Raw genomic sequence first — 19465 nt, 5'->3', positions numbered from 1 at the left:
CGCCAATGCTCCGCAGTGGCTCCCTCCTCCGCCTTGCGATGCACGCACCCCAACGCCGCCCCGCCCGCCCTGCGGGCGGACGACGGGAGTTTGAAGACAGGCCCTAGGCTCTGGGTCGTGACCGTCCTGCGCTCCATCGCCCTGTTCGTCCTCGCCGCCCTCGCCGAGATCGGCGGCTGCTGGCTGGTCTGGCAGAGCGTGCGCGAGCAACGGCCGTGGTGGCTGGCCGGGGTGGGCGTGGTGGTGCTCGGCGCGTACGGCTTCGTCGCGGCCCTGCAGCCGGACAGCCACTTCGGCCGGGTGCTGGCCGCGTACGGCGGGGTGTTCGTGGCCGGCTCGCTGCTGTGGGGCATGGCCGTGGACGGCTTCCGGCCGACCCGCTACGACGTGCTGGGCGCGCTGATCTGCCTGGCCGGGGTCGCCGTCATCATGTACGGCCCCCGGCGCTGAACGCACCGGTGCCCCGGTGTCGGACCGATCTCCGACACCGGGGCACCGTCACGACCGCCGGGCCCCGTCGTCCTCGCCGGGGCACCGTCGCGACCGGCGGGGACTACCAGCCCCAGCCGCCGCCCTGGCCGTCGTCGTCCCGGTCCGAGTCCCAGCCCTCGCCGACCGTGCGCAGGATCGTGTAGTTGTCGATCTGCGTGCCGTCCTCGGCCAGCGCGGTGACCTTCATGACCGACTTCTGGCCCAGGTGCTTCGGGGTGACGTCGACCTTGATGAAGGAGTAGCCGGTGTAGCGCACCCGCGACCACTGGATGGTCTCGGGGGTCTTCACCTTGCCCTTGCTCCAGTAGTAGGTCTTGACCTCGTCCTGGTGGTTCTCGTGCCCCTCGTAGGTGTCCGGCACGTCGAACTTGTACAGGCTGCGGCCGGCCGCGCCCGCGGTGACGTAGACCACGCCGTCCTTGGCCGGCTCGATGGTGGCGCCGCTCGGCACCTGCTTCGAGACCTTGTTGCCGAGGATCGCGTCGGTGCGCTCGTAGATGTGGTTGTGGCCGTTGATGACCAGGTCCACCCGGTACTTCTCGAACAGCGGCACCCAGGCCTCGCGGACACCGCCCTCGGAGGCGTGCGCGACGGTGGTGGAGAAGGCGCAGTGGTGGAAGAAGACCACGACGAAGTCGATGGTCTCGTCGTTGCGCAGGTCCTTGAGGGTGCGCTCCAGCCACTTGGTCTGCTTGTTCGCCGAGATGCCCAGGTTGGCCGGGATCTCGTAGGAGACGTCGTTGGCGTCCAGCGAGATGACGCCGACGTTCTTGTAGCGGAAGGTGTAGACGCCGGGGACCTGGCGCGGGTCCGGGCCGTTGTTCGGCAGGAAGAAGCGGGCGTTCTCGCCGCCGTAGCCGTTCGGCGAGTACCAGGCCTCGATGTCGTGGTTGCCGTACGCGACCATCCACGGGATCTCGGCGGCGACCGTCTCGGTCTGCACCAGGAAGTCGTCCCAGGTCTTCGCGTTGAAGACGGACTTGTCCGGGTCGGTGCCGGAACCGGCCGGGTCGGCGTAGCAGATGTCGCCGGCGTGCAGGTGGAAGGCCGGGTTCTGGGCCTTGATGATGTGGTCGTTGCCGGCCGCGTGCGCGCTGACGCCCTGGTCGCCGAAGGCGGTGAAGGTGAACGGCTCGTACACCTTGCCCCAGCGGTGGTCGCGGGACGGCGCGGTGCGGAAGGTGTGCAGGGTGGAGATCTGCTGCTGCGCGGCCGGGTCGAAGCCCTCGTGGCCGACACCGTAGTAGTAGGTGGTGTCGGGGCGCAGGTCCTCCAGCGCCACGTGCAGGTAGTACTGGTCCACCGGCTGGCTGTTCGGGGTCAGCGCCGGGGTGTGCAGGGCGCGGACCTCGGCCTGGACCTTGTGGCTCAGCTCCCACGGGGTCTTGCCGAAGCGCAGGAACGGCTTCTTGACCGGGGCCGGGACCTGCCAGGAGATGCGGAACTGGGTGTCCGGCTCCGGGCCGAACTGGAGGTGACGGCCGATCGGCGCGACCAGCGAGCCGTCGATGCCACTGGTCGTGCCACCGGTCAGCAGCTGCGGGCCGGCCGGGGCGGCGAACGCCGTGCCGCTGCCCAGCGCGCCACCGACGGCGACGGCGCCCACGGTCACGGCACCGGCGCGCAGCATCCGGCGGCGGGAGAAGCGGGCCCGCAGGTACTCGTGCTGCTCGGCCATGCTCATGCGGTCGGCAAGCTTGGCCGGCACGCCCATGTTGGGGATATCCATGCGCGGGACTCTTCCAGCGGCGCGTTGATCGCGCACGGACGCCGGGTGAACGGGTCGCAGCGTACCGCCCATTCGAACGCCAATGTTCGACCATGGTTTGGCAAAGGCCGTGTCCGCACCGTTCCGACGCCGCATCATGGCCCCCATCCGCCCCGTGGCCTGAGCGGGCGTCGGCGGAAGCGCGGACCGCGTTCGGGCCTGGTCAGCCGGAGCGCTCGTCCCACTGGGTGGCGGTCCGGTTGCCGGTGCCGTCGCAGGTGCGGCAGATCTCGTCCCGGTAGGCGTGCTTGGCGCCGGTCGCGTCCACCCGGTAGCGCACGTACACCCCGGTGCCGTCGCAGAGGAAGCAGTTGCCGCCCCCGCCGCCCACCTCGGTGGTGCCGGTGCCCTGGCAGGTCCGGCAGCTGAGGCCGGCGGTCCGGCCGGTGCCCGCGCAGATGCGGCAGACCGTCGTCATCGGCTTCCTCCCTCGCGCGGAAACGGCTCGGCGCCGTCCGGAAGGGCCCGACACCACCGGTCATGGTAGTGGTGAAGGCACCCGGGCCGACCCGGGTTCGGCCCGGGTAGACATGATCCGACGATCATCCTGTAGGACCAACGGCCGACCTCGGCCGGGGCCCGACCTCACTCCGGCAGACCCGCCCTCACTCCGGCAGGCCCTCGCGGACCCGCCGGGACACCGAGATCAGCTGGAGGTCCAGCAGCCCCGGCGGATCGGCCAGGCCCGGGCCGCCCGCGCGCACCCAGGCGCCGATCTCGTCGATCATGTCGTCCATCAGCACGAAGCCCAGCCAGACCGGCCGCCCGCCCGCCGCCCGGCCCTCCGCCGAGGGGCCGACCACCACCACGTTCGACTGGGTGCACACGTCCAGGCACTTGACCGCCCGGACCCGGCCCGCCGAGCCCACCGCCGTCCGCAGCCGCTCGTACTGGCCCGCGTGGTCCACCCCGGGGTGCTTGGCCTCGGTGCCGCAGCAGCAGCCCCGGCAGACCGTCACGGTCACGGGGGCACCGGCGCCCCGCTTGCGGTCCCGGGCACCGTCGCGCTCTCGGCGGCTCATCGGCTCTGCTCCCCCTCGTGGTCGGCGGCGCGCTCCGCACCGGCCCCCGCACTGTACCCGCAGGCCAGCGGGCATCCCAGACCCTTAGGATGCGCACGGCCCACGGGCCACCACACGACTCACGAACAACAAGGGGAGGACGGCCTGATGCCGAAGCGAAGGGGCCGCCGCGGTACATGGATATCGGTGGCCGTGGGGGTGGTCGGGATCCTGTGCGCCGTGCTCGGGTTCGCCGTGATCGGCTCCGGCTACGGCTACCACCGCCTGACGGGCGACACGATGTCGCCGGAGCTGGCGCCGGGCACCGGGCTCTGGACCGACCGGGTCCAGCCCGCGGACGTGCGCCACGGCGAGGTCTACGCCGTCGACTCCCCCTGGACGTTGCAGGGTACGGTCATCCAGCGGGTCATGGCCCTGGGCGGCGACCGCATCGCCTGCGCGAACGGGCAGTTCAGCCTCAACGGGAAGCCGGTCGACGAGCCGCCGGCCCGGCAGGTCCACACCTGCTACCTCGACTTCGACGTCACCGTCCCGCCGGGCCGGGCCTTCCTGATGGGGGACCGCCGCGCCGACGCCTTCGACTCCCGGATCAACCTGGCCGACCAGCAGGGCACCGTCGACCTCGCCAAGGTCGGCGAGCGGGTGGTGTGGCACCGCGGCGCCGACTCCGAGGCCCTGCCCGGCAAGCTCGCCGGCGCGCTCGTCGTGGCCGCGCTCGGGCTGCTGCTGGCCGTCATCGGCCTGATCGCGGCGATCGTCTTCGCCGTCCGCGGCCGGGCCGCCCGGCCCCTGGGGCTGGAGCCGCCGGCCACCTTCTGACGCCGTCGCCACCCGTCGGCGCCCGGTCGACCAGCACTACGCAGCCAGGCCCTGACCGCCGGTTCCCGACCGGCCGGCCCTCGGTCTCGCCGACGGCGGGCCGGTCAGTCCGCTCGCAGGACACGGGAGACGTAGACCCGGGGCGGGTCCGCGTCCTCGTTCACCGCGTACTCCACCAGCCCGAGGTCCCGGCGCAGCGGGGCCGAGTGCATCCCGGGCCGACCGGGCACCGGCATGCTCAGGCGGGGGAACGGATCCTCCCGCAGGTCGACCAGGAAGGCCACGACCGCCGAGAACACGTCGGCCGGCGTGCCAGGGTCGCCGAGGAACTCCTCCACGGCCGGGGAGACGGTGATCGGGTCGTCGTCGTCCGGGAACTCGTCGTAGCCGCTCACCGGGCCCCGAGCCGGCGCAGGACCGCGGAAGCGGAGGCGCCGGGAGCGGTGCCGGCCTGGACGGCGGCGTGGATCCGGTCGCCCTCCGGGTCGCGGTACAGCTCCGCCCGCAGCCACCACCGCTTCAGTACGCCGCCGATCGTCTCGATGTCGGCTTCGCCCATCTCCCGGTAGAACTCCATGCGCTGCGCGGGCGGCAGGGCCGCGGCCACGCCGTCCTGGGTGCGGGGGACGGGCTGGCGGCTGTCGTGGTGACCGTGCAGGGGTGCTGCGCTCACCGTTCCTCCGAACGTCTCGTGCGGGCGGGACCGCTACCAGTGTCCTCCCCCAGGGGCCGGTCCGGTACCGCCTTCCGACCGCCGGGGCCCTCCCCTGTCCGGCCGAGGGACATGCCGCAGGCCCGGTAGCAGGGGCCGGGGGGCGCCGCTACCCGACCGCCCGCGCCGCCGCCCGGCCCGCCGTGCGGCCCGAGAAAAGGCAGCCGCCCAGGAAGGTGCCCTCCAGCGAGCGGTACCCGTGCACGCCCCCGCCGCCGAACCCGGCGGCCTCGCCGGCCGCGTACACCCCGGGCAGCACCTCGCCGTCGGGGCGCAGCACCCGGGAGGAGAGGTCGGTCTCCAGGCCGCCCAGCGACTTGCGGGTCAGGATGTTCAGCCGGACGGCGATCAGCGGGGCGGCGCCCGGGTCGAGGATGCGGTGCGGGGCGGCGGTGCGGATGAGCCGGTCGCCGAGGTGGCGGCGGGCGCCGTGGATGGCGGTGACCTGGAGGTCCTTGGCGAAGGGGTTGGCCAGCTGCCGGTCGCGGTCCTCGACGGTGCGGCGCAGTTCGTCCGGGTCGATCAGCGGCTCGGCGGTCCTGGCGTTCATGCCCCGGGCGAGGTCGGCGAGGTTCCCGGCGACCACGAAGTCCCGTCCGTGCCGCAGGTGTCCCTGGACCGGGCCGGGGGCGCCGGGCAGCGCGCGTCCGAGCACGCCGCGCAGCGACTTCCCGGTCAGGTCGGGGTTCTGCTCGGAGCCGGAGAGGGTGAACTCCTTCTCGACGATGCGCTGGTTGAGCACGAACCAGGTGTACTCGTACCCGGTGGTCATGATGTGTTCGAGCGTTCCGAGGGTGTCGAAGCCGGGGAACAGCGGGACGGGCAGCCGCCGGCCGCGGGCGTCCAGCCAGAGCGAGGACGGGCCGGGCAGGATGCGGATGCCGTGCCGGGCCCAGATCGGGTCCCAGTTCTCGATGCCCTCGGTGTAGTGCCACATCCGGTCGCCGTTGATCAGGCTGCCGCCGGCCCGGCCGACGACGTCCAGCATCAGTCCGTCCACGTGCGCGGGCACCCCGGAGAGCAGCCTGGCGGGCGGGGTGCCGAGCCGGGCCGGCCAGGCCTTGCGGACCAGGTCGTGGTTGCCGCCGATGCCGCCGGAGGTGACGATCACGGCCTGGGCGCGCAGTTCGAAGCCGCCGGCCACCTCGCGCGAGCTGGCCTCGCCCCGGCCCGCCGGGCTGGGCACCAGCACCTCGCCGGTGACGGTGTCGACGGCGCCCGCGGTGGCGGACAGCCCGGTGACCCGGTGCCGGAAGCGCAGGTCCACCAGGCCGCGGGCGGCGGCCGCGCGGACCCGCCGGACGAAGGGCGCGAGCAGTCCCGGTCCGGTGCCCCAGGTGATGTGGAAGCGCGGCACCGAGTTGCCGGGCCCGTCGGCGAGTTGACCGCCGCGCTCGGCCCAGCCGACCACCGGGAAGAACCGCACGCCCATGCCGTGCAGCCAGGAGCGCTTCTCGCCCGCCGCGAAGTCCACGTACGCCTCGGCCCAGCGGCGCGGCCAGGCGTCCTCGGGGCGGTCGAAGCCGGCCGTGCCGAACCAGTCCTGCCGGGCGAGGGCGTGCGAGTCGTGGATCCGCATCCGGCGCTGCTCGGGCGAGTCGACCAGGAAGAGCCCGCCGAAGGACCAGTGCGCCTGGCCGCCGAGGGAGGCCGCGGGCTCCTGGTCGAGCAGGATCACCTTCCGTCCGGCGTCGGCGAGTTCGGCGGTGGCGGCGAGGCCCGCGAGGCCCGCCCCGATGACGATGACGTCGGCGTCCAGGGCCATGCGCAGTCCTCCGTGGCGGCTCGCGGTGGCGGCGCGCCCGGGACGCGCCGTCGCTGTGCGCCCGATACTGCGGCCTGCGGTGACGTCCGGTCAACCGGCGGGTAACAACCGCCGGCGTGAATTCCGCTCCACGCCGTTTCGGAATTGCCGTCGACGGCCGGGCGATACCCGCGCGATTGCCGAGCGATACCCGGTGGAGCGAAATACGAAATGCCGTTCGACACCGTTCGACCACATCTGACGGAATGTCGGCGATTTCCGCGCGAACCATGGACGTCCGGGAAACACGGCAGTAACTTACCTGCGAGTAGCCGTAGTCCGGCTCCGCACGAACCCCCACCCGTCGTTTCTCTCCCCCAGGAGGAACCGTGCTCCGTCCTGCCCGGAAATCCCGGCACCTCCGGAATTCCACCGCCCTCGCCGCCGTCGCCCTCGGCGCCGCGCTCGCGCTCACCTCCACCACCGCCCAGGCCGCCACCCAGGCGCCCAGGCACTACGTGGCGCTCGGCGACTCCTACGCCGCCGGCGCCGGAGTGCCGGGCCAGTCGGCCGGCCTGTGCCTGCGCTCCGACCGCAACTACGGCCACCTGGTCGCCGGCGCCCTCAAGGCCGGCCGGTACACCGACGTCACCTGCGCCGCGGCCAAGATCAAGGCGATGACGCAGCCCCAGTACGACGCCTTCATCCGGGTCAACGACCCGCAGCTGGACGCGGTCACCGCCGACACCGACCTGGTCACCCTGGGGATCGGCGGCAACGACCTCGCGGCCAGCGACCTCGGCCTCGGCGAACTGGTCGCCACCTGCATCGCCGGCGCCGTCGTCAACCCGTTCGGCACGCCCTGCAAGGACGTCTACCACCACGGCCACTGGGACTGGAGCACCATGTCCTGGCAGTACGGCACCGACGACCTCGCCGAGCGGATCCGCACCACCATCACCCCGCAGCTGACCGACACCCTCAAGCGCATCCACACCAAGGCGCCCGGGGCCCGGGTGCTGCTGGTCGGCTACCCGTCCGTGCTGCCCGCCGACGGCTCGACCTGCGTGCTGCGCCAGCCCGTCACCCCGGGCGACGTCGAGTACATGCACGGGGTGCTGGACAAGCTGAACGCCGCCCTGAAGTCCACCGCGGCCGCGAACGGCGCGACCTACGTGGACACCGCGACGCCGACCCTCGGGCACGACGTCTGCTCGGACGACCGCTGGATCGAGGGCGCGCTGCCCGGCTCGCCCGCCGTGCCGTTCCACCCGAACGCGACCGGCGAGCAGGTGATGGCGCAGGCGGTGCTGGCCGCGCTGAAGTAGCGGCGGGGCGGTGCCGTCGCGGCGCCGGAGACGATGCGGCCGGAAAAGCCCCGAGGGGCCGGTGACCAGACCCCGGTCACCGGCCCCTCGGTTCTCGTGCGCGCGCTACTCGGACTTCGCGGAGGCGGAGCCGGAGGCCGAGCCGGAGCCGGTGGCCGAGGCGGCGGCCAGCCCGGCCGACCACTTCTCCTCGACGTTGCCGAGCTTCCAGTAGGCGATCGCCGCGGCCCAGGTGAGCACGAACAGTCCGACGATCGCGTAACCGACGAAGTTGAGGTCCAGCCCGCCGATCCAGGCGATCGGGCCGCTGGTGATGTCCAGCTTCTCGCCGAGCAGGCCGATCAGCTCGATCGAGCCGATCACCAGCGCGACGAGCACCGACAGCCCGGTGACGGTCAGGTTGTAGTAGATCTTGCGGACCGGCTTGGAGAAGGCCCACTCGTACGCGAAGTTCATGAACGAGCCGTCGATGGTGTCCAGCAGGCTCATCCCGGCCGCGAACAGGATCGGCAGGGTGAGCAGCGCGTACCAGGGCAGCGAGAAGGCCGCCGCGCCGCCCGCCAGCACCAGCAGGGACACCTCGGTGGCGGTGTCGAAGCCCAGGCCGAACAGCAGGCCCACCGGGTACATGTGCCAGGGCTTGGTGACGGCCCTGGTGACCTTGCCGAGGATGCGGTTCATCAGCCCGCGCCGCTCCAGCTGGCGCTCCAGCTCCGCCTCGTCGTAGTCGCCCAGGCGCATCCGACGGAAGACCTTGAGGATGCCGTTGAAGGCGCCCAGGTTGATCAGGCCGAGCAGCAGCAGGAAGGTGCCGGAGACGGTGACGCCGATCAGGCCGGTCATCTCGTGCAGCGTCGAGTCGTCGGACTCCACCTGGCCGGCCAGCGAGCGGATGCCGAAGGCCAGCAGGGCGCAGAGGCCGAAGACGATCGAGGAGTGCCCGAGCGAGAACCAGAAGCCGACCGACAGCGGCCGCTTGCCCTGGCCCATCAGCTTGCGGGTGGTGTTGTCGATGGCGGCGATGTGGTCGGCGTCGAAGGCGTGCCGCATGCCGAGGGTGTAGGCGGTCAGGCCCATGCCCGCGCCGAACACCTGGCCGCCGACGGTGTAGTGCTCGGGCTCGACCAGCGCGAGCAGGGTGAACCAGCCGACGACGTGCAGCGCGAGGATGAATCCGCCCATTCCGGCCAGGCGGATCCACTCCTCACGGGTGAGCCGGTCGCGCCAGCGGGGGGCGGTCATCGTCGTGTCCTTTCGGTCGGGCGGTCGAAGCTGGGCCATCTTTCCGCCTTGACGCGCGCAGTTGCAAGTCATGCGCAATTACGGATTCGTCTCCCTCCGCTTCCGCACCGTTTCCGCCCCGCTTTCACACCGCTTCCCCCCGGCTTCCCCCGACTTCCGATCGACCCCCGGAGATCGTCACCACCCGTACAAGGCTTCGTAACCTCCTGGGGCTTTCACCGTGCGCTCTACGCGCGGATACTCCCGTTCTACGCGCGAAAACCTGCGCGCCGACCCCTCAACTCCCCACGGAGGAACGGCTCATGACGATCCGTATTCGAACCGCCGCGGCCCTGGCCGGTGCGGCGCTGCTCGCGGCCGGTCTCACCACCCCCGTCGCCACCGCCGCGCCGGGCCCCACCGCCCCCACCACCCGGGCCGCCGCGGCCGGCGCCACCCCGCACCGGGTGCTGTTCGACAACAGCAAGGCCGAGACCGCGGGCAACGCCGACTGGATCATCAGCACCAGCCAGCCCGACCCGCTGGCCCAGAACGCCAACCCCACCACCGAGAAGAGCTGGACCGGCGCCCTCTCCGCCTGGGGCGTCGCCCTCCAGAAGACCGGCCAGTACAGCCTGAAGACCCTCCCGGCCGGCTCCACCATCAGCTACGGCACCGGCGCCGCGCTCGACCTCGCCAACTTCGACACCTTCGTGATCCCGGAGCCCAACATCCGGTTCAGCGCGAGCGAGAAGACCGCGATCATGAAGTTCGTCCAGAACGGCGGCGGGCTCTTCCTGGTCTCCGACCACGTCAACAGCGACCGCAACAACGACGGCTGGGACTCCCCGAAGATCATCAACGACCTGCTGACCAGCAACGGGGTGAACAACAACGACCCCTTCGGCTTCTCGGTCGACCTGCTCAACATCACCACCGACAACCCGCGCGCGGTCAACGACGCGACCGACCCGGTGCTGCACGGCCCCTTCGGCACCGTCACCGGCTCGATCCTGCGCAACGGCACCACCTTCACCCTCAAGCCCGCCGACAACCCGAACGTCAAGGGCCTGGTCTACCGGACCGGCTACAGCGGCAACACCGGCGCCTTCTTCGTCACCAGCACCTTCGGCTCCGGCCGGGTCGCGGTCTGGGGCGACAGCTCCCCGATCGACGACGGCACCGGCCAGTCCGGCAACACCCTGTACAACGGCTGGGACGACCCGGCGGGCACCGACGCCGCCCTCGCCCTCAACGCCACCGCCTGGCTCAGCAAGGCCTGACCGGCCGCGCCCCGGGTCAGGGCGGCTCGGCCCCGGGGTGCCCCCGCCAGGGCTGCTCGCCAGGAAAAGGGCCGCTCCCTCCCCTACTGTCGGAGTACCGACGCCCGCGGCGCGCTCGTACGGAGCGGCACCCCGTCCGTACGCGCCGCGGGCCCGCCGGTGCTCCACCGGCCCGGGATCGACGGGAGCGGCCGATGCCGTCCTACCCCTTCCACACCACCCGCGAGGACCTGCGCGTCCCGCTGCCCGACGGCACGCGGCTGGCCGCCCGGCTGTGGCGGCCGGTCGGCGACGAGCCCGGCCCCGCGCTGCTGGAGTACTCCGGCGGCCGCCTCACCGACCGGACCGCCGCCGAGGACGCCCGCCGCCACCCCTGGTACGCGGGCCACGGCTACACCGCCGTCCGGGTCGACACCCGCGGGCACGGCAACTCCGAGGGCGTCCCCGGCGAACCCGGCGGCGACCAGGAGCTGGCCGACGGCGCCGACGTGGTCCACTGGCTCGCCCGCCGCCCCTGGTGCAACGGCCGGCTCGGCCTGCTCGGCGTCGGCGCGGCCGGCACCACCGCACTGCGGCTCGCCGCCCGGGCCCCCGAGACCGTCGGCGCCGTGGTCACCGCCTGCCCCGAGGGCGGGCACCGGCTCGGCGGGGCTCTGCTCGCCGCCGACCTGCAGACCCGGCTCACCGCCCTGGTCGCCGACGCCGCCCTGCCGCCCGACCCGCGGTACGTCGGCGACGCCTGGCGGGCCGCCTGGCTGGCCCGGCTGGAGTCGCTGAACCCGCCCGTCGACGACTGGCTCGCGGCCGGCGAGAGCACCGTCCCGGTGTCCGTGCCCACCCTCGCGGTGGCCGGCTGGGGCGACCCGTCCTGCTCCTTCGTGCTGCGGCTGCTCGCCGAGTCCCCCACCGCGCGCGCCCTGATCGGCCCCTGGCCGCACGGCCTGCCCGAGGCCGCCCTGCCCGACACCCTGCGCTGGTGGGACCACTGGCTGCGCGGCGTCGACACCGACGCCCTCCAGGAACCCGCCCTGCGCAGCTGGCTCACCACCCGCTGGACCGGCGACGAGGCCTGGCCCTCCCCCGACGTCCGCGCGATCCACTACGGCCTGGACGGACCGCTGCGCACCGCCGGCACCGCCTCCGACGAGCGGTACGTCCGGGTCCGCTCCCCGCAGCACACCGGCCTCAACGCCGGCGCCTACGTCCCGCACGGCCGCCCCGCCGACCAGCCGCCCGACCAGCGGGAGGAGGACGGCCGCTCGGTCTGCTTCGACTCCCAGCCGCTGCCCGAACCGGTCGAACTGCTCGGCACCCCGACCGTACGGCTGCGGCTGCGCGAGGACGACGCGCCCGTCCAGGTGGCCGTCCGGCTGTGCGCGGTCGGCCCGGACGGCACCTCGGACCTGGTCACCCGGGGCGTCCTCGCCGCCGGGGGCCCGGACGCCGAGGTCGAACTCGCGGCCTGCGCCTCGACCATCCCGGCCGGGCACCGGCTGCGGCTCGCCCTCTCCTCCGTCTACTGGCCCTGGGTGTGGCCCCCGGCCGAGGACACCGGGTACGGCGTCGACCCGTCCCGCTCCACCCTCAGCCTGCCGGTGCGCCACCTCGCCGCCGACGTCGGCACCCGGCCCGTCACCTTCGAACCCCCGATACTGCCCGAACCGCTCGCCGTCCACCTCACCGAACCGCTCACCGCCCGGCCCGAGCACCTCACCGTGCACGACATCGGCCGCCACGAGTGGCGCGCCGAGTTCTCCCCCGCCACCGACGGCACCCGCACCCACCCCGACGGCCTGGTCCGCGACGAACACACCGTCACCGCCTACCGCGTGCTCACCGGCGCCCCTCTCAGCGCCCAGGCCCGCACCGACCACACCGTCCGCCTGGAGCGCCCCGACATCGGCTGGGACGTCACCGTCCAGACCCGTACCCAACTGCGCTGCGACGCCGGGCACTTCCTCAGCATCGTCCAACTGCGGGCACTGGAGGGCGGATCGGAGGTGTTCGCCCGGGAGTGGCAGCACCGGGTGCCCCGGGAGAGCTGATCAAAGATTTACTTATGTACTTGCCTCGCATTTCGATTCGGACTTATAAATGGCCCCATGAAGACCATCGGCCTGATCGGCGGCATGAGCTGGGAATCCACCGCCGAGTACTACCGCCTGCTGAACCGACTCACCCGCGAGCGCCTCGGCGGCCTGCACTCCGCCCGACTCGTGCTCTACTCCGTCGACTTCGCGCAGATCGAACGGCTGCAGACGGCCGGCCGGTGGGAGGAGGCCGGCGAAGTCCTCGCCGACGCGGCCCGGTCACTGGAGGCGGCCGGCGCCGACCTGCTGCTGATCTGCACCAACACCATGCACAAGGTCGCCGACCAGGTCGCGGCGGCGGTCTCCGTCCCCCTGCTGCACCTGGCCGACACCACGGCGGCGGCCGTCCGGGCGGCGGGCCTGCGGCGGGTCGGACTGCTCGGGACGGCCTTCACGATGGAACAGGACTTCTACCGCGGCCGGTTGGCGGCGGGCGGCCTGGACGTCCAGGTGCCGCAGGCCGATTCGCGCGCCCTGGTCCACCGGGTGATCTACGAGGAACTGTGCGTCGGACTGGTCCGCGAGGAGTCCCGGGCGGCCTACCGGCGGGTGATCGGGGAACTGGTGGCCGGGGGCGCGGAAGGGATCATCCTCGGCTGCACCGAGATCGAACTGCTCGTCCGGCCGGAGGACAGCCCGGTGCCCGTCTTCCCCACCACCCGGCTGCACGCCGAAGCGGCGGTCGACGCCGCCCTGGCCGGCCCCTGAACCCCGACCGCCGCCCTGAGGTGCGCGGTCGGCGGGCACCGGGACAATGGTGAGCGGACCGGTTTCTCCAGCACTCCGCCCCGCGCCGCCCACCCCGAAACCGGGGGCCACGGGGCGCGAACGAGAGGGACGACCATGGCCGTTTCCAGCACCCCGATCAACCTGACCCTCGCCGCCCACGTCGGCATCTCGGTCTCCGACCTGGACGCGTCGATCACCTTCTACACGGCCCTCACCGGGCGGGAGCCCGTCGCGCAAGGCACCATGCACAGCGTGCCGTTCGGGAAGTCGCAGGGCCTGCCCGTGGCGAAGCTGCGCTACGCCACGATCAACCTGGACAACAGCCTCGGCATCGACCTCATCCAGTTCCAGGAGCCGGTCGGCGAACGGACCGGCGGCGTGGCCAACCGGCCCGGCTCGATGCACCTGTGCCTGCGGGTCGACGACTTCGACGCCGTGTACTCGCGGATGAAGGACGCCGGCTACGGCTTCCTCGGCGACGACTACACCTTCATCGAGGGCGAGGTCACCCCGGACGCCGCCCTCGGCACCCGGGTCGCCTACTTCAACGACCCGGACGGCACCAACCTGGAGATCATCCGCCCCGAAGGCGGCTTCGCCAGCTAGGAGTTCGCGGCGGCCGGCTGCCGGGGCCACCCGCGCAGGGCGGCGCGGGCGCGGGCGACGCCTCCGGGAGTGGCGGGCGCGCCGGTGCCGACGGCGACGGTTCTCGTGCCGAGGCCCGCGCAGGCGCGGCAGATGCCGGGGCGGGGCACCGGGTCGTGGCAGCGGCCGCACTCGGCGTACGGCGTCGGTGGAGGCGCGGCTCGTTCCGGTGGCAGCTTGCGTTGCAGGCGGTCCCGGAGGATCGCCACCGGGGAGTGCATCGGCTGCGGCAGTCCGGGGAGCAGGGCGTGGGCCAACTCGGCTTCGTCGCAGCCCCGTTCCAGCCACTGCGTGACGAGTGGTGCCAGCGCGCGGGCCTCGGCCTCGCCGAGGCGCAGGCGGGGTTCGGGCCTGATCACCCGGAACAGGGTGGCCACGGCGGCCCGCGTCCGTTCATCCGGGAGGGTGGGTTCTTGTCCCGGGTCCTTTACGGGAGGGACGACAGCGCCGCCGGAACTCCCTCCACCGGAAGCCGGGCGGGGGACAGCCGGTTCGGGCTGCGGGGTGTCGAAGACATGGGCCTCGGACCGGACCGTCCCGTCGGCCATCCGGACCCTGTCGACCCGGTAGTACCCGGCGTCCTTCAGTTCCTTGAGGGCCCGCCGGACGGCGCCCCGCCCCTGCGGACTGCTGTCCGCCATCTGCCGCCCGTCCTCCCGCCACCCGTCGGGGCGGGAGAGCAGGTCGGCGAGGAGGCCACGGGCGGTGTAACTCAGCCGCCGGTCCTGCAACAGGCCGTTCGGAAGCACGCTGAACGCGCGCGTGCGCGCGCTACGATGAATCCGCATCTGGAGCTCTATCTCCTGGTGCCAGACCCCGGGGTGTTACGAGCACCGCCGGGGTCTCCTATGTTCTGTTGATGATGCGGAAAGTAGCACAGCGACTACGAAGAGTGCGAACCGTTCGAGCGTGAAGCCCAAGCCCCCACATCACGCACGCCCCCACCTTCTGTGTGGGAAGTCGGCGGGGCCGACTTCCCACACAGAGCACGGTGTTCAGGAACGGGCGCGCTCGATCGCTTCGAAGATGTCCGCATCGGTCTCCTGCTGCCACGACGGCAGATCGACCCAGTCGGCGACATAGCCCGGCTTCGGATTCTCGATGTGCTTGTGGATCTGAGCGATCCAACACGTAGCGACGAAGCGGCCCTTCTGCTCCCGGGAGAGCTTGGACGTGTTGCCGCCGCTCACACTGATGAAGTCCCGGACCTGGCCGAACACGGCAGCGGCGCACTCCCGCTCCCACTCGGGGGTCTCCTCCCACGGGGCGACATAGCCCGCCTTCGGCTCGCCCGGGTAGTGCTTCGAGACACCGGCGATCCACGCCTCGCGGAAGATCCGCCCATCAGTCGACATGCGTAACTCCTTTGTCAGATGGCACCGTCAAGCGCCGAAAAGCGGTCGAAGACGAGTGTCGGTGGCGTCACGCGAGGTAGACCTTCTGCCACTCCAGGGACGTCATGGTCAGTGCGGCTTCGGCGAGGGCGTGGGCCGACTCGGTCTTGAGGCTGCCGAGGCTGCTGTCGATCCACGGCTGCACGTTCCGGTAGCCCTGCTCGCGGTACTCCACGGCCTGGATCAGGCACTCCAGCTTGTCCGCGTCGTGGGCGACGGTGACTTCCAGGTTCTCGGCGTTCTCGTACTCCTCCACGAGGGCCTGGAGTCCGGCAACGACGGCCGGGTGAGCGGCGCTGACCTGGTCGGCGGTCACCCGCTCGTTCGACGCGGCGGTGAGGTAGCGCCGACTGATGTGCGGGATATCGCTGACCCGGGTCTCCTGGGTGTCGTGGAAGAGGCACAGCAGGGCGACCTTGGCCGGGTCGGCACCCTCCATCATCGCGAGCACCGCGCCGATGACGCCCGTCCGGAACGAGTGCTCGGCGATCGACTCGGGATCCTTGACGCCGGCGATCCACCAACCCTGACGCTTCGCCCGCTTGAGCATGCCCGCCTCGAACAGGTAGCTCGCGGTGCCCCTCGCCTGCTTGTCGTCCGCCATGGCTGTCCTTCGCTGCCGGAGCGATTGTCGCTGTAACCGCCTACCCACAGACCGTAGTGCACAGACTCCGACTCTCGACGGGCCACCGTGAAAGGCCGTCACCATCAAATCGACACGGGGGCTCGCCGTACCAGCGTGGTGAGGCGCGCTACGCCTCCGGCGGCACGCTGTAGCGACTCAAGACCTCATCCGCCGTGGACTTCTCCAGCAGGCGCAGCTCCCAAGGGCCGGTGTTGACGTCGAACTCCTTGCCGAAGCCGACCCACTTGCCGGCCATGCGGCGCCCGGTCGGATCGACCAGCAGCTGAATGGCGCCGTGGTACCTGGCCCCCTGGTAGTAGCCGTCCTGTGCGGTCTGCTCCACCCACGAGCCCGTCACGACGTTCCGGTCGACGGTGAGGTCGAACGACAGCGGCGAGTCGGGATTGGACGACGCACCGGGGAGCGACCGGCCGGTGATCCGGTTCCCGCTCTGGGACAGGACGACGTGGTGCAGGCCGGTGAACGTGTTCTCCCGGCTGCTGCTGAAGAACTCGTAGTGGCTGACCCAGACCCCCGAGTAGTCCTCACCCGTGGGAGCGAGTGCGGCCTGCACGGGCACGCCCGGTTCATCGCTGCTCATGTCATGGCCTCCCGTACCGTTCGCGGTACCTGCGGGCGGACACCGGTGAGGACGTCCGCAACTGATCATCCAGGGCCCTGATCCGTTCGGTCATCGCCGCGACGGACTGGGCCGCCGAGGCTCCCCACGTCGATCAGTCCTGACACCGTATCCGTCGACTGGCCGGCTGAAGCAGCTATCTCATGGAACCCGGCCGCGCACCCAGCCGACCAACGTCAACGTTGTTTGACCGAATGATCTGTGACCAGGCGAGTTCAAGGGTACGGTCCCCTATGCAGGGTTCAAGGAATTCACGAGATGGGGCCAGCGTGGCACCTCCGGACGGAATCAGCACCGGCCAGCGCATCGCCGCCTACGAAGATGTGAGAGGCCTGAGCCATCGGCAACTCGCTGATCGTGCTCACGTCTCGTACAGCCTGCTCACGAAGGTGGTGGCCGGACACAAGCCGGCGACGCCGGAGTTCGTGGCAGCGGTGGCCAGGGCTTTGGGAGTTGAGCCTGGCGACCTCCAACCGCCCCCGTACAGCGACGGGACGGCAGATGACCCGTTGGTCCCGCTGATGGGCCCGATCCGTACGGTGCTCGATCTGTACGACCTGCCGCCGCAGGAGGCCGTTCGGCCTCGCACCCTGCCCGCGCTTCGGGCAGCGGTACGACAGGTGAACACGCTGGCCCAGGCCGCGAAGTACAAGCCGATGGTGGCGATGCTGCCGGGCCTGCTGGTCGAACTGCACACGGCCGCACACGAGTTCACCGGTGAGCAGCAGCGGCAGGCGTGGGGCCTGCTGGCGGAGGCCTACCGGTGCGGGCACTCGGTCGGGATCGCCATCGGGCTGAGCGACCTGTCCGCGACCGCACTGGCCCGGATGGACTGGGCCGCGGAGCGGGCCGGCGACCAGGCACCCGCGCTACGGGCCGCCCGCGAGTACCTGCGGGTCACCGCCTACCTGCGCGTCGGCGACCTCGCGGCCTGCCGACGCCTCCAGGAGTCCGGCCGCGGCCACCTGGAGGGGACCGACGCCAAGACTCCGAGCGCACTGGTCACCACCGGGCAACTACACCTCGGCTCGGCCGTGGTCGCCGCCCGCGCCCGACAGAAGGACCTGATGCAGCACCATCTGGACGAGGCCGAACACGTAGCCGCCCGGACCGGCGAGCAGCCGGACCTGTCACTGCACTTCGGGCCCACCAACGTGCGGGTGCACCGGGTGATGACCCTGGTGGAGGCCGGCGAGCACGACCGGGCGGTGGCCGCCGCGAAGGGGCTGCGCTTCCCCGCCGGATGGGCCCCGACCAGGATCGGGCACCACCACATCGACCTGGCCCGTGCCTACCGATGGATGGCCCGACCGGAGGCCGCACTCGACCAGCTCGACGCCGCGTACGCGGTCGCACCCGACCAGGTATCCCGGCATCCGCTCGCCCGCGAGACCGTGACCGCACTGTCACGCTCCGCTAGCCGCCGGAGTCTGCGGTTGTCAACCTGGATCACCCGAACGGGTATCTGACGATCTTTCACTTCTGGTGAAATTCAAGGCCTTCCAGCAGCGGCATCGTGGTGCTCAGCACCCCGAGAGGCGACGCCTCGGGGTGCGAGCCCGGTCGGGTCCGGGCTCGCACACACCACTGCCGCATCCCTTGGAGCCCGCGATGGCCGCCGCACCCCGCCCTTCGTGTCCTGCCCAGACGCCGACACCCGGGCCGCGCATATCCGCCGAGGAGCGCCTCCGACGGAACGCCCTGGCCACCGCAGCGGCCGGCTGGGCAGAGTTCGCCCCGACCGCTGACCCCCGGGCCCGCCGGGCCTCGTGAGTTCGGAGACGGCTCTCTCCCCGCTTGCAGCACGCCCCGCCCCGGTCGGGTGTCCAAACCCCCGATCGGCGGCAGACCTGGCGTACGTCGCACTTCCTTCGCATGCTCCCGCCCCGCCCCTCCGAGGTACCCCCATGTTCACGTCCCGTCGTCCTCGCATGTTCGTCGCCCGGCTCTCCTCCCGGGCCGAATCCGCGCCCCTGGCCCGGTACTTGCTCCAGGCCTACCTCTCCGGGCTGCCCTCCGGGGACCGCTACCGCGACACCGCCGAACTGCTCCTCGGCGAACTCTTCGCCAACGCCGTCCAGCACTCCGACGGGCCCGACGACTGCCACATCGAAGTCCGCTTCGCCCTCACCGGCTCCCGGCTGCGGCTGGAGGTACACGACGCCGGTAGCAGCCGCCCCTCGGTCCGTACCGCCGCGCCTGACGACGAGCACGGGCGCGGCCTCTACCTCGTCAACGAGCTGGCCGAGCGCTGGGGCTGCGCCTCCCGCCCGTACGGCATCGGCAAGTTCGTCTGGGCCCACATCGCCCCCACCACCGCCTGAAAGCCCGACTCCCCATGCACCTCACAACCCTCGCCCGGCACACCCTCTCCCGTGGCACCACACCCGCCGCCACCTACGCCCTGATCGCCCGCCTCGGCCACCCGCCCCTGCCCGTCGCGCGCGCCGTCTGCCTCGCCCTCTACATCCCCCACGCCGAAACCACCCGCCGTCTGGCCGAGTGCTACGACGCCCTCCTCGCCGACCACCACCCCGCCCGCGAGACCGACACCGGCGAACTCCTCGAAGCCCTCGGCGTCTTCGACCTCCCCAAGTCACTCACCGACACCGAACTCGCCGTCGTCGACCACCTCCTCACCGCTATCGACGCCCACGGCAGCCTCCGACCCGGTCACCGGCACGGCCTCCAGCGCTGGTTCACCACCGGCAACCTCGCCACCGCCTACCTCTCCCTCACCGCCGCCCACCCCCTTCCCCGCACCGGCGACCCCGCCCTCTACTGGAGCACCCTCGTCACCGCCGGCGAACTCCTCGCCACCACGCTCCCCTCCGACCGCCGCATCACCTACGCCCTCACCCACTGCCGCACCCGGGCAACCCACCCGTAAGCACAGGAAGTCGGCCTCGCCGACTTCCTACGCAAGAGCGGCCCGTCGCCGCTTCGGCACGGC

Annotated in this window: 20 protein-coding genes and 2 pseudogenes; 11 read left to right on the top strand and 11 right to left on the bottom strand. The window is 71.9% G+C overall.

The features are described from left to right. Positions 1–117: 117 nt before the first annotated feature. Positions 118–450 (top strand): YnfA family protein, encoded by a 333-nt coding sequence (locus ACFRQN_RS31090; protein ID WP_380663970.1) that lies wholly within the window; start codon positions 118–120, stop codon positions 448–450. Between the two features lie 103 nt (positions 451–553). On the opposite strand, the gene ACFRQN_RS31085 is transcribed toward ACFRQN_RS31090, so the two are convergent. From ACFRQN_RS31085 to ACFRQN_RS31075, 3 genes are all read right to left on the bottom strand, one after another. Continuing rightward, a complete protein-coding gene (locus ACFRQN_RS31085; protein ID WP_079272061.1) occupies positions 554–2221 on the bottom strand; it encodes a metallophosphoesterase family protein in 1668 nt (555 codons plus the stop codon). A gap of 202 nt (positions 2222–2423) precedes the next feature. Further along, positions 2424–2678: a hypothetical protein gene (locus ACFRQN_RS31080; RefSeq protein WP_049652766.1), complete on the bottom strand. Its 255-nt coding sequence runs from the start codon at positions 2676–2678 to the stop codon at positions 2424–2426. Positions 2679–2865: 187 nt separating this feature from the next. Further along, a complete protein-coding gene (locus ACFRQN_RS31075; RefSeq protein ID WP_049652764.1) occupies positions 2866–3282 on the bottom strand; it encodes a hypothetical protein in 417 nt (138 codons plus the stop codon). A gap of 219 nt (positions 3283–3501) precedes the next feature. Between ACFRQN_RS31075 and lepB the strand changes: the two genes are divergently transcribed. Then, the gene (lepB, locus tag ACFRQN_RS31070) at positions 3502–4101 is read left to right on the top strand and encodes a signal peptidase I (protein WP_380743584.1); all 600 of its coding nucleotides are present in this window, start codon (positions 3502–3504) and stop codon (positions 4099–4101) included. A 104-nt stretch (positions 4102–4205) separates the two neighbouring features. Here lepB and ACFRQN_RS31065 read toward each other — a convergent pair whose 3' ends face one another. From ACFRQN_RS31065 to ACFRQN_RS31055, 3 genes are all read right to left on the bottom strand, one after another. Beyond that, complete coding sequence (locus ACFRQN_RS31065) at positions 4206–4496, bottom strand: hypothetical protein (RefSeq protein WP_049652761.1); 291 nt, start codon at positions 4494–4496, stop codon at positions 4206–4208. Beyond that, positions 4493–4774 carry a hypothetical protein gene (locus tag ACFRQN_RS31060; protein WP_074002209.1) on the bottom strand — a complete coding sequence of 94 codons (282 nt, stop codon included), beginning with the start codon at positions 4772–4774 and terminating at the stop codon, positions 4493–4495. Before ACFRQN_RS31060 ends, ACFRQN_RS31065 begins: the two co-directional genes overlap by 4 nt. A 148-nt stretch (positions 4775–4922) precedes the next feature. Next, positions 4923–6578 carry an FAD-binding dehydrogenase gene (locus ACFRQN_RS31055; RefSeq protein ID WP_380743582.1) on the bottom strand — a complete coding sequence of 552 codons (1656 nt, stop codon included), beginning with the start codon at positions 6576–6578 and terminating at the stop codon, positions 4923–4925. A 368-nt stretch (positions 6579–6946) separates the two neighbouring features. On the opposite strand from ACFRQN_RS31055, the gene ACFRQN_RS31050 reads away from it, so the two are divergent. Next, positions 6947–7885, top strand: coding sequence for an SGNH/GDSL hydrolase family protein (locus tag ACFRQN_RS31050; RefSeq protein ID WP_380743580.1), 939 nt, complete (start codon positions 6947–6949; stop codon positions 7883–7885). A 105-nt stretch (positions 7886–7990) separates the two neighbouring features. Here the strand turns inward: ACFRQN_RS31050 and ACFRQN_RS31045 are convergent, their stop codons facing one another. Then, positions 7991–9127, bottom strand: a complete 1137-nt coding sequence (locus ACFRQN_RS31045; protein WP_117487312.1) for a HoxN/HupN/NixA family nickel/cobalt transporter — start codon at positions 9125–9127, stop codon at positions 7991–7993. A gap of 302 nt (positions 9128–9429) precedes the next feature. Between ACFRQN_RS31045 and ACFRQN_RS31040 the strand changes: the two genes are divergently transcribed. The 4 genes from ACFRQN_RS31040 to ACFRQN_RS31025 all read left to right on the top strand — a co-directional run bounded on the left by ACFRQN_RS31040 (position 9430) and on the right by ACFRQN_RS31025 (position 13814). After that, positions 9430–10389, top strand: coding sequence for a hydrolase (locus ACFRQN_RS31040; protein WP_117487313.1), 960 nt, complete (start codon positions 9430–9432; stop codon positions 10387–10389). Positions 10390–10583: 194 nt separating this feature from the next. Further along, on the top strand, positions 10584–12434 hold the full coding sequence (locus ACFRQN_RS31035; protein ID WP_380743577.1) for a CocE/NonD family hydrolase: 1851 nt from the start codon (positions 10584–10586) through the stop codon (positions 12432–12434). 57 nt (positions 12435–12491) lie between these two features. Beyond that, positions 12492–13187, top strand: a complete 696-nt coding sequence (locus ACFRQN_RS31030) for an aspartate/glutamate racemase family protein (protein WP_380743575.1) — start codon at positions 12492–12494, stop codon at positions 13185–13187. A 135-nt stretch (positions 13188–13322) separates the two neighbouring features. After that, positions 13323–13814, top strand: coding sequence for a VOC family protein (locus tag ACFRQN_RS31025; protein WP_380743573.1), 492 nt, complete (start codon positions 13323–13325; stop codon positions 13812–13814). On the opposite strand, the gene ACFRQN_RS31020 is transcribed toward ACFRQN_RS31025, so the two are convergent. The 4 genes and pseudogenes from ACFRQN_RS31020 to ACFRQN_RS31005 form a co-directional block, all read right to left on the bottom strand. After that, positions 13811–14641, bottom strand: coding sequence for a hypothetical protein (locus tag ACFRQN_RS31020; protein WP_380743571.1), 831 nt, complete (start codon positions 14639–14641; stop codon positions 13811–13813). The genes ACFRQN_RS31025 and ACFRQN_RS31020 overlap by 4 nt on opposite strands. Positions 14642–14848: 207 nt before the next feature. Beyond that, complete coding sequence (locus tag ACFRQN_RS31015; RefSeq protein WP_380743569.1) at positions 14849–15208, bottom strand: hypothetical protein; 360 nt, start codon at positions 15206–15208, stop codon at positions 14849–14851. 67 nt (positions 15209–15275) lie between these two features. Continuing rightward, positions 15276–15851, bottom strand: coding sequence for an HD family hydrolase (locus ACFRQN_RS31010; protein ID WP_074002199.1), 576 nt, complete (start codon positions 15849–15851; stop codon positions 15276–15278). A 148-nt stretch (positions 15852–15999) separates the two neighbouring features. Next, positions 16000–16497: pseudogene (locus tag ACFRQN_RS31005) on the bottom strand (XRE family transcriptional regulator); the annotation flags it as partial. A 158-nt stretch (positions 16498–16655) separates the two neighbouring features. On the opposite strand from ACFRQN_RS31005, the pseudogene ACFRQN_RS31000 reads away from it, so the two are divergent. From ACFRQN_RS31000 to ACFRQN_RS30985, 4 genes and pseudogenes are all read left to right on the top strand, one after another. Further along, positions 16656–16970, top strand: a pseudogene (locus tag ACFRQN_RS31000) (helix-turn-helix domain-containing protein); the annotation flags it as partial. A 162-nt stretch (positions 16971–17132) separates the two neighbouring features. Beyond that, complete coding sequence (locus ACFRQN_RS30995) at positions 17133–17981, top strand: transcriptional regulator (protein ID WP_241852844.1); 849 nt, start codon at positions 17133–17135, stop codon at positions 17979–17981. A 438-nt stretch (positions 17982–18419) separates the two neighbouring features. Beyond that, positions 18420–18836 carry an ATP-binding protein gene (locus tag ACFRQN_RS30990; RefSeq protein ID WP_380743567.1) on the top strand — a complete coding sequence of 139 codons (417 nt, stop codon included), beginning with the start codon at positions 18420–18422 and terminating at the stop codon, positions 18834–18836. Positions 18837–18850: 14 nt separating this feature from the next. Further along, entirely contained in the window at positions 18851–19402 is a 552-nt protein-coding gene (locus tag ACFRQN_RS30985; RefSeq protein ID WP_380743565.1) for a hypothetical protein, read from the top strand. Positions 19403–19465 lie beyond the last annotated feature (63 nt).

This window comes from Kitasatospora sp. NPDC056800, from assembly GCF_042789775.1.
Classification (GTDB): domain Bacteria; phylum Actinomycetota; class Actinomycetes; order Streptomycetales; family Streptomycetaceae; genus Kitasatospora.
The sequence above is the reverse complement of the archived record's forward strand: the minus strand, read 5'-3'. Positions and strand labels throughout refer to the sequence as shown.

Excerpts from the sequence above, each read along its gene's own strand:
- ACFRQN_RS31045 (WP_117487312.1), bottom strand. The coding sequence starts at position 9,127 with ATGACCGCCCCCCGCTGGCGCGACCGGCTCACCCGTGAGGAGTGGATC.
- ACFRQN_RS31015 (WP_380743569.1), bottom strand. The coding sequence starts at position 15,208 with ATGTCGACTGATGGGCGGATCTTCCGCGAGGCGTGGATCGCCGGTGTC.
- ACFRQN_RS31035 (WP_380743577.1), top strand. The coding sequence starts at position 10,584 with ATGCCGTCCTACCCCTTCCACACCACCCGCGAGGACCTGCGCGTCCCG.
- ACFRQN_RS30990 (WP_380743567.1), top strand. The coding sequence starts at position 18,420 with ATGTTCACGTCCCGTCGTCCTCGCATGTTCGTCGCCCGGCTCTCCTCC.
- ACFRQN_RS31055 (WP_380743582.1), bottom strand. The coding sequence starts at position 6,578 with ATGGCCCTGGACGCCGACGTCATCGTCATCGGGGCGGGCCTCGCGGGC.
- ACFRQN_RS31085 (WP_079272061.1), bottom strand. The coding sequence starts at position 2,221 with ATGGATATCCCCAACATGGGCGTGCCGGCCAAGCTTGCCGACCGCATG.
- ACFRQN_RS31075 (WP_049652764.1), bottom strand. The coding sequence starts at position 3,282 with ATGAGCCGCCGAGAGCGCGACGGTGCCCGGGACCGCAAGCGGGGCGCC.
- ACFRQN_RS31020 (WP_380743571.1), bottom strand. The coding sequence starts at position 14,641 with ATGCGGATTCATCGTAGCGCGCGCACGCGCGCGTTCAGCGTGCTTCCG.
- ACFRQN_RS30985 (WP_380743565.1), top strand. The coding sequence starts at position 18,851 with ATGCACCTCACAACCCTCGCCCGGCACACCCTCTCCCGTGGCACCACA.
- ACFRQN_RS31080 (WP_049652766.1), bottom strand. The coding sequence starts at position 2,678 with ATGACGACGGTCTGCCGCATCTGCGCGGGCACCGGCCGGACCGCCGGC.
- ACFRQN_RS31030 (WP_380743575.1), top strand. The coding sequence starts at position 12,492 with ATGAAGACCATCGGCCTGATCGGCGGCATGAGCTGGGAATCCACCGCC.
- ACFRQN_RS31010 (WP_074002199.1), bottom strand. The coding sequence starts at position 15,851 with ATGGCGGACGACAAGCAGGCGAGGGGCACCGCGAGCTACCTGTTCGAG.
- ACFRQN_RS31040 (WP_117487313.1), top strand. The coding sequence starts at position 9,430 with ATGACGATCCGTATTCGAACCGCCGCGGCCCTGGCCGGTGCGGCGCTG.
- ACFRQN_RS31025 (WP_380743573.1), top strand. The coding sequence starts at position 13,323 with ATGGCCGTTTCCAGCACCCCGATCAACCTGACCCTCGCCGCCCACGTC.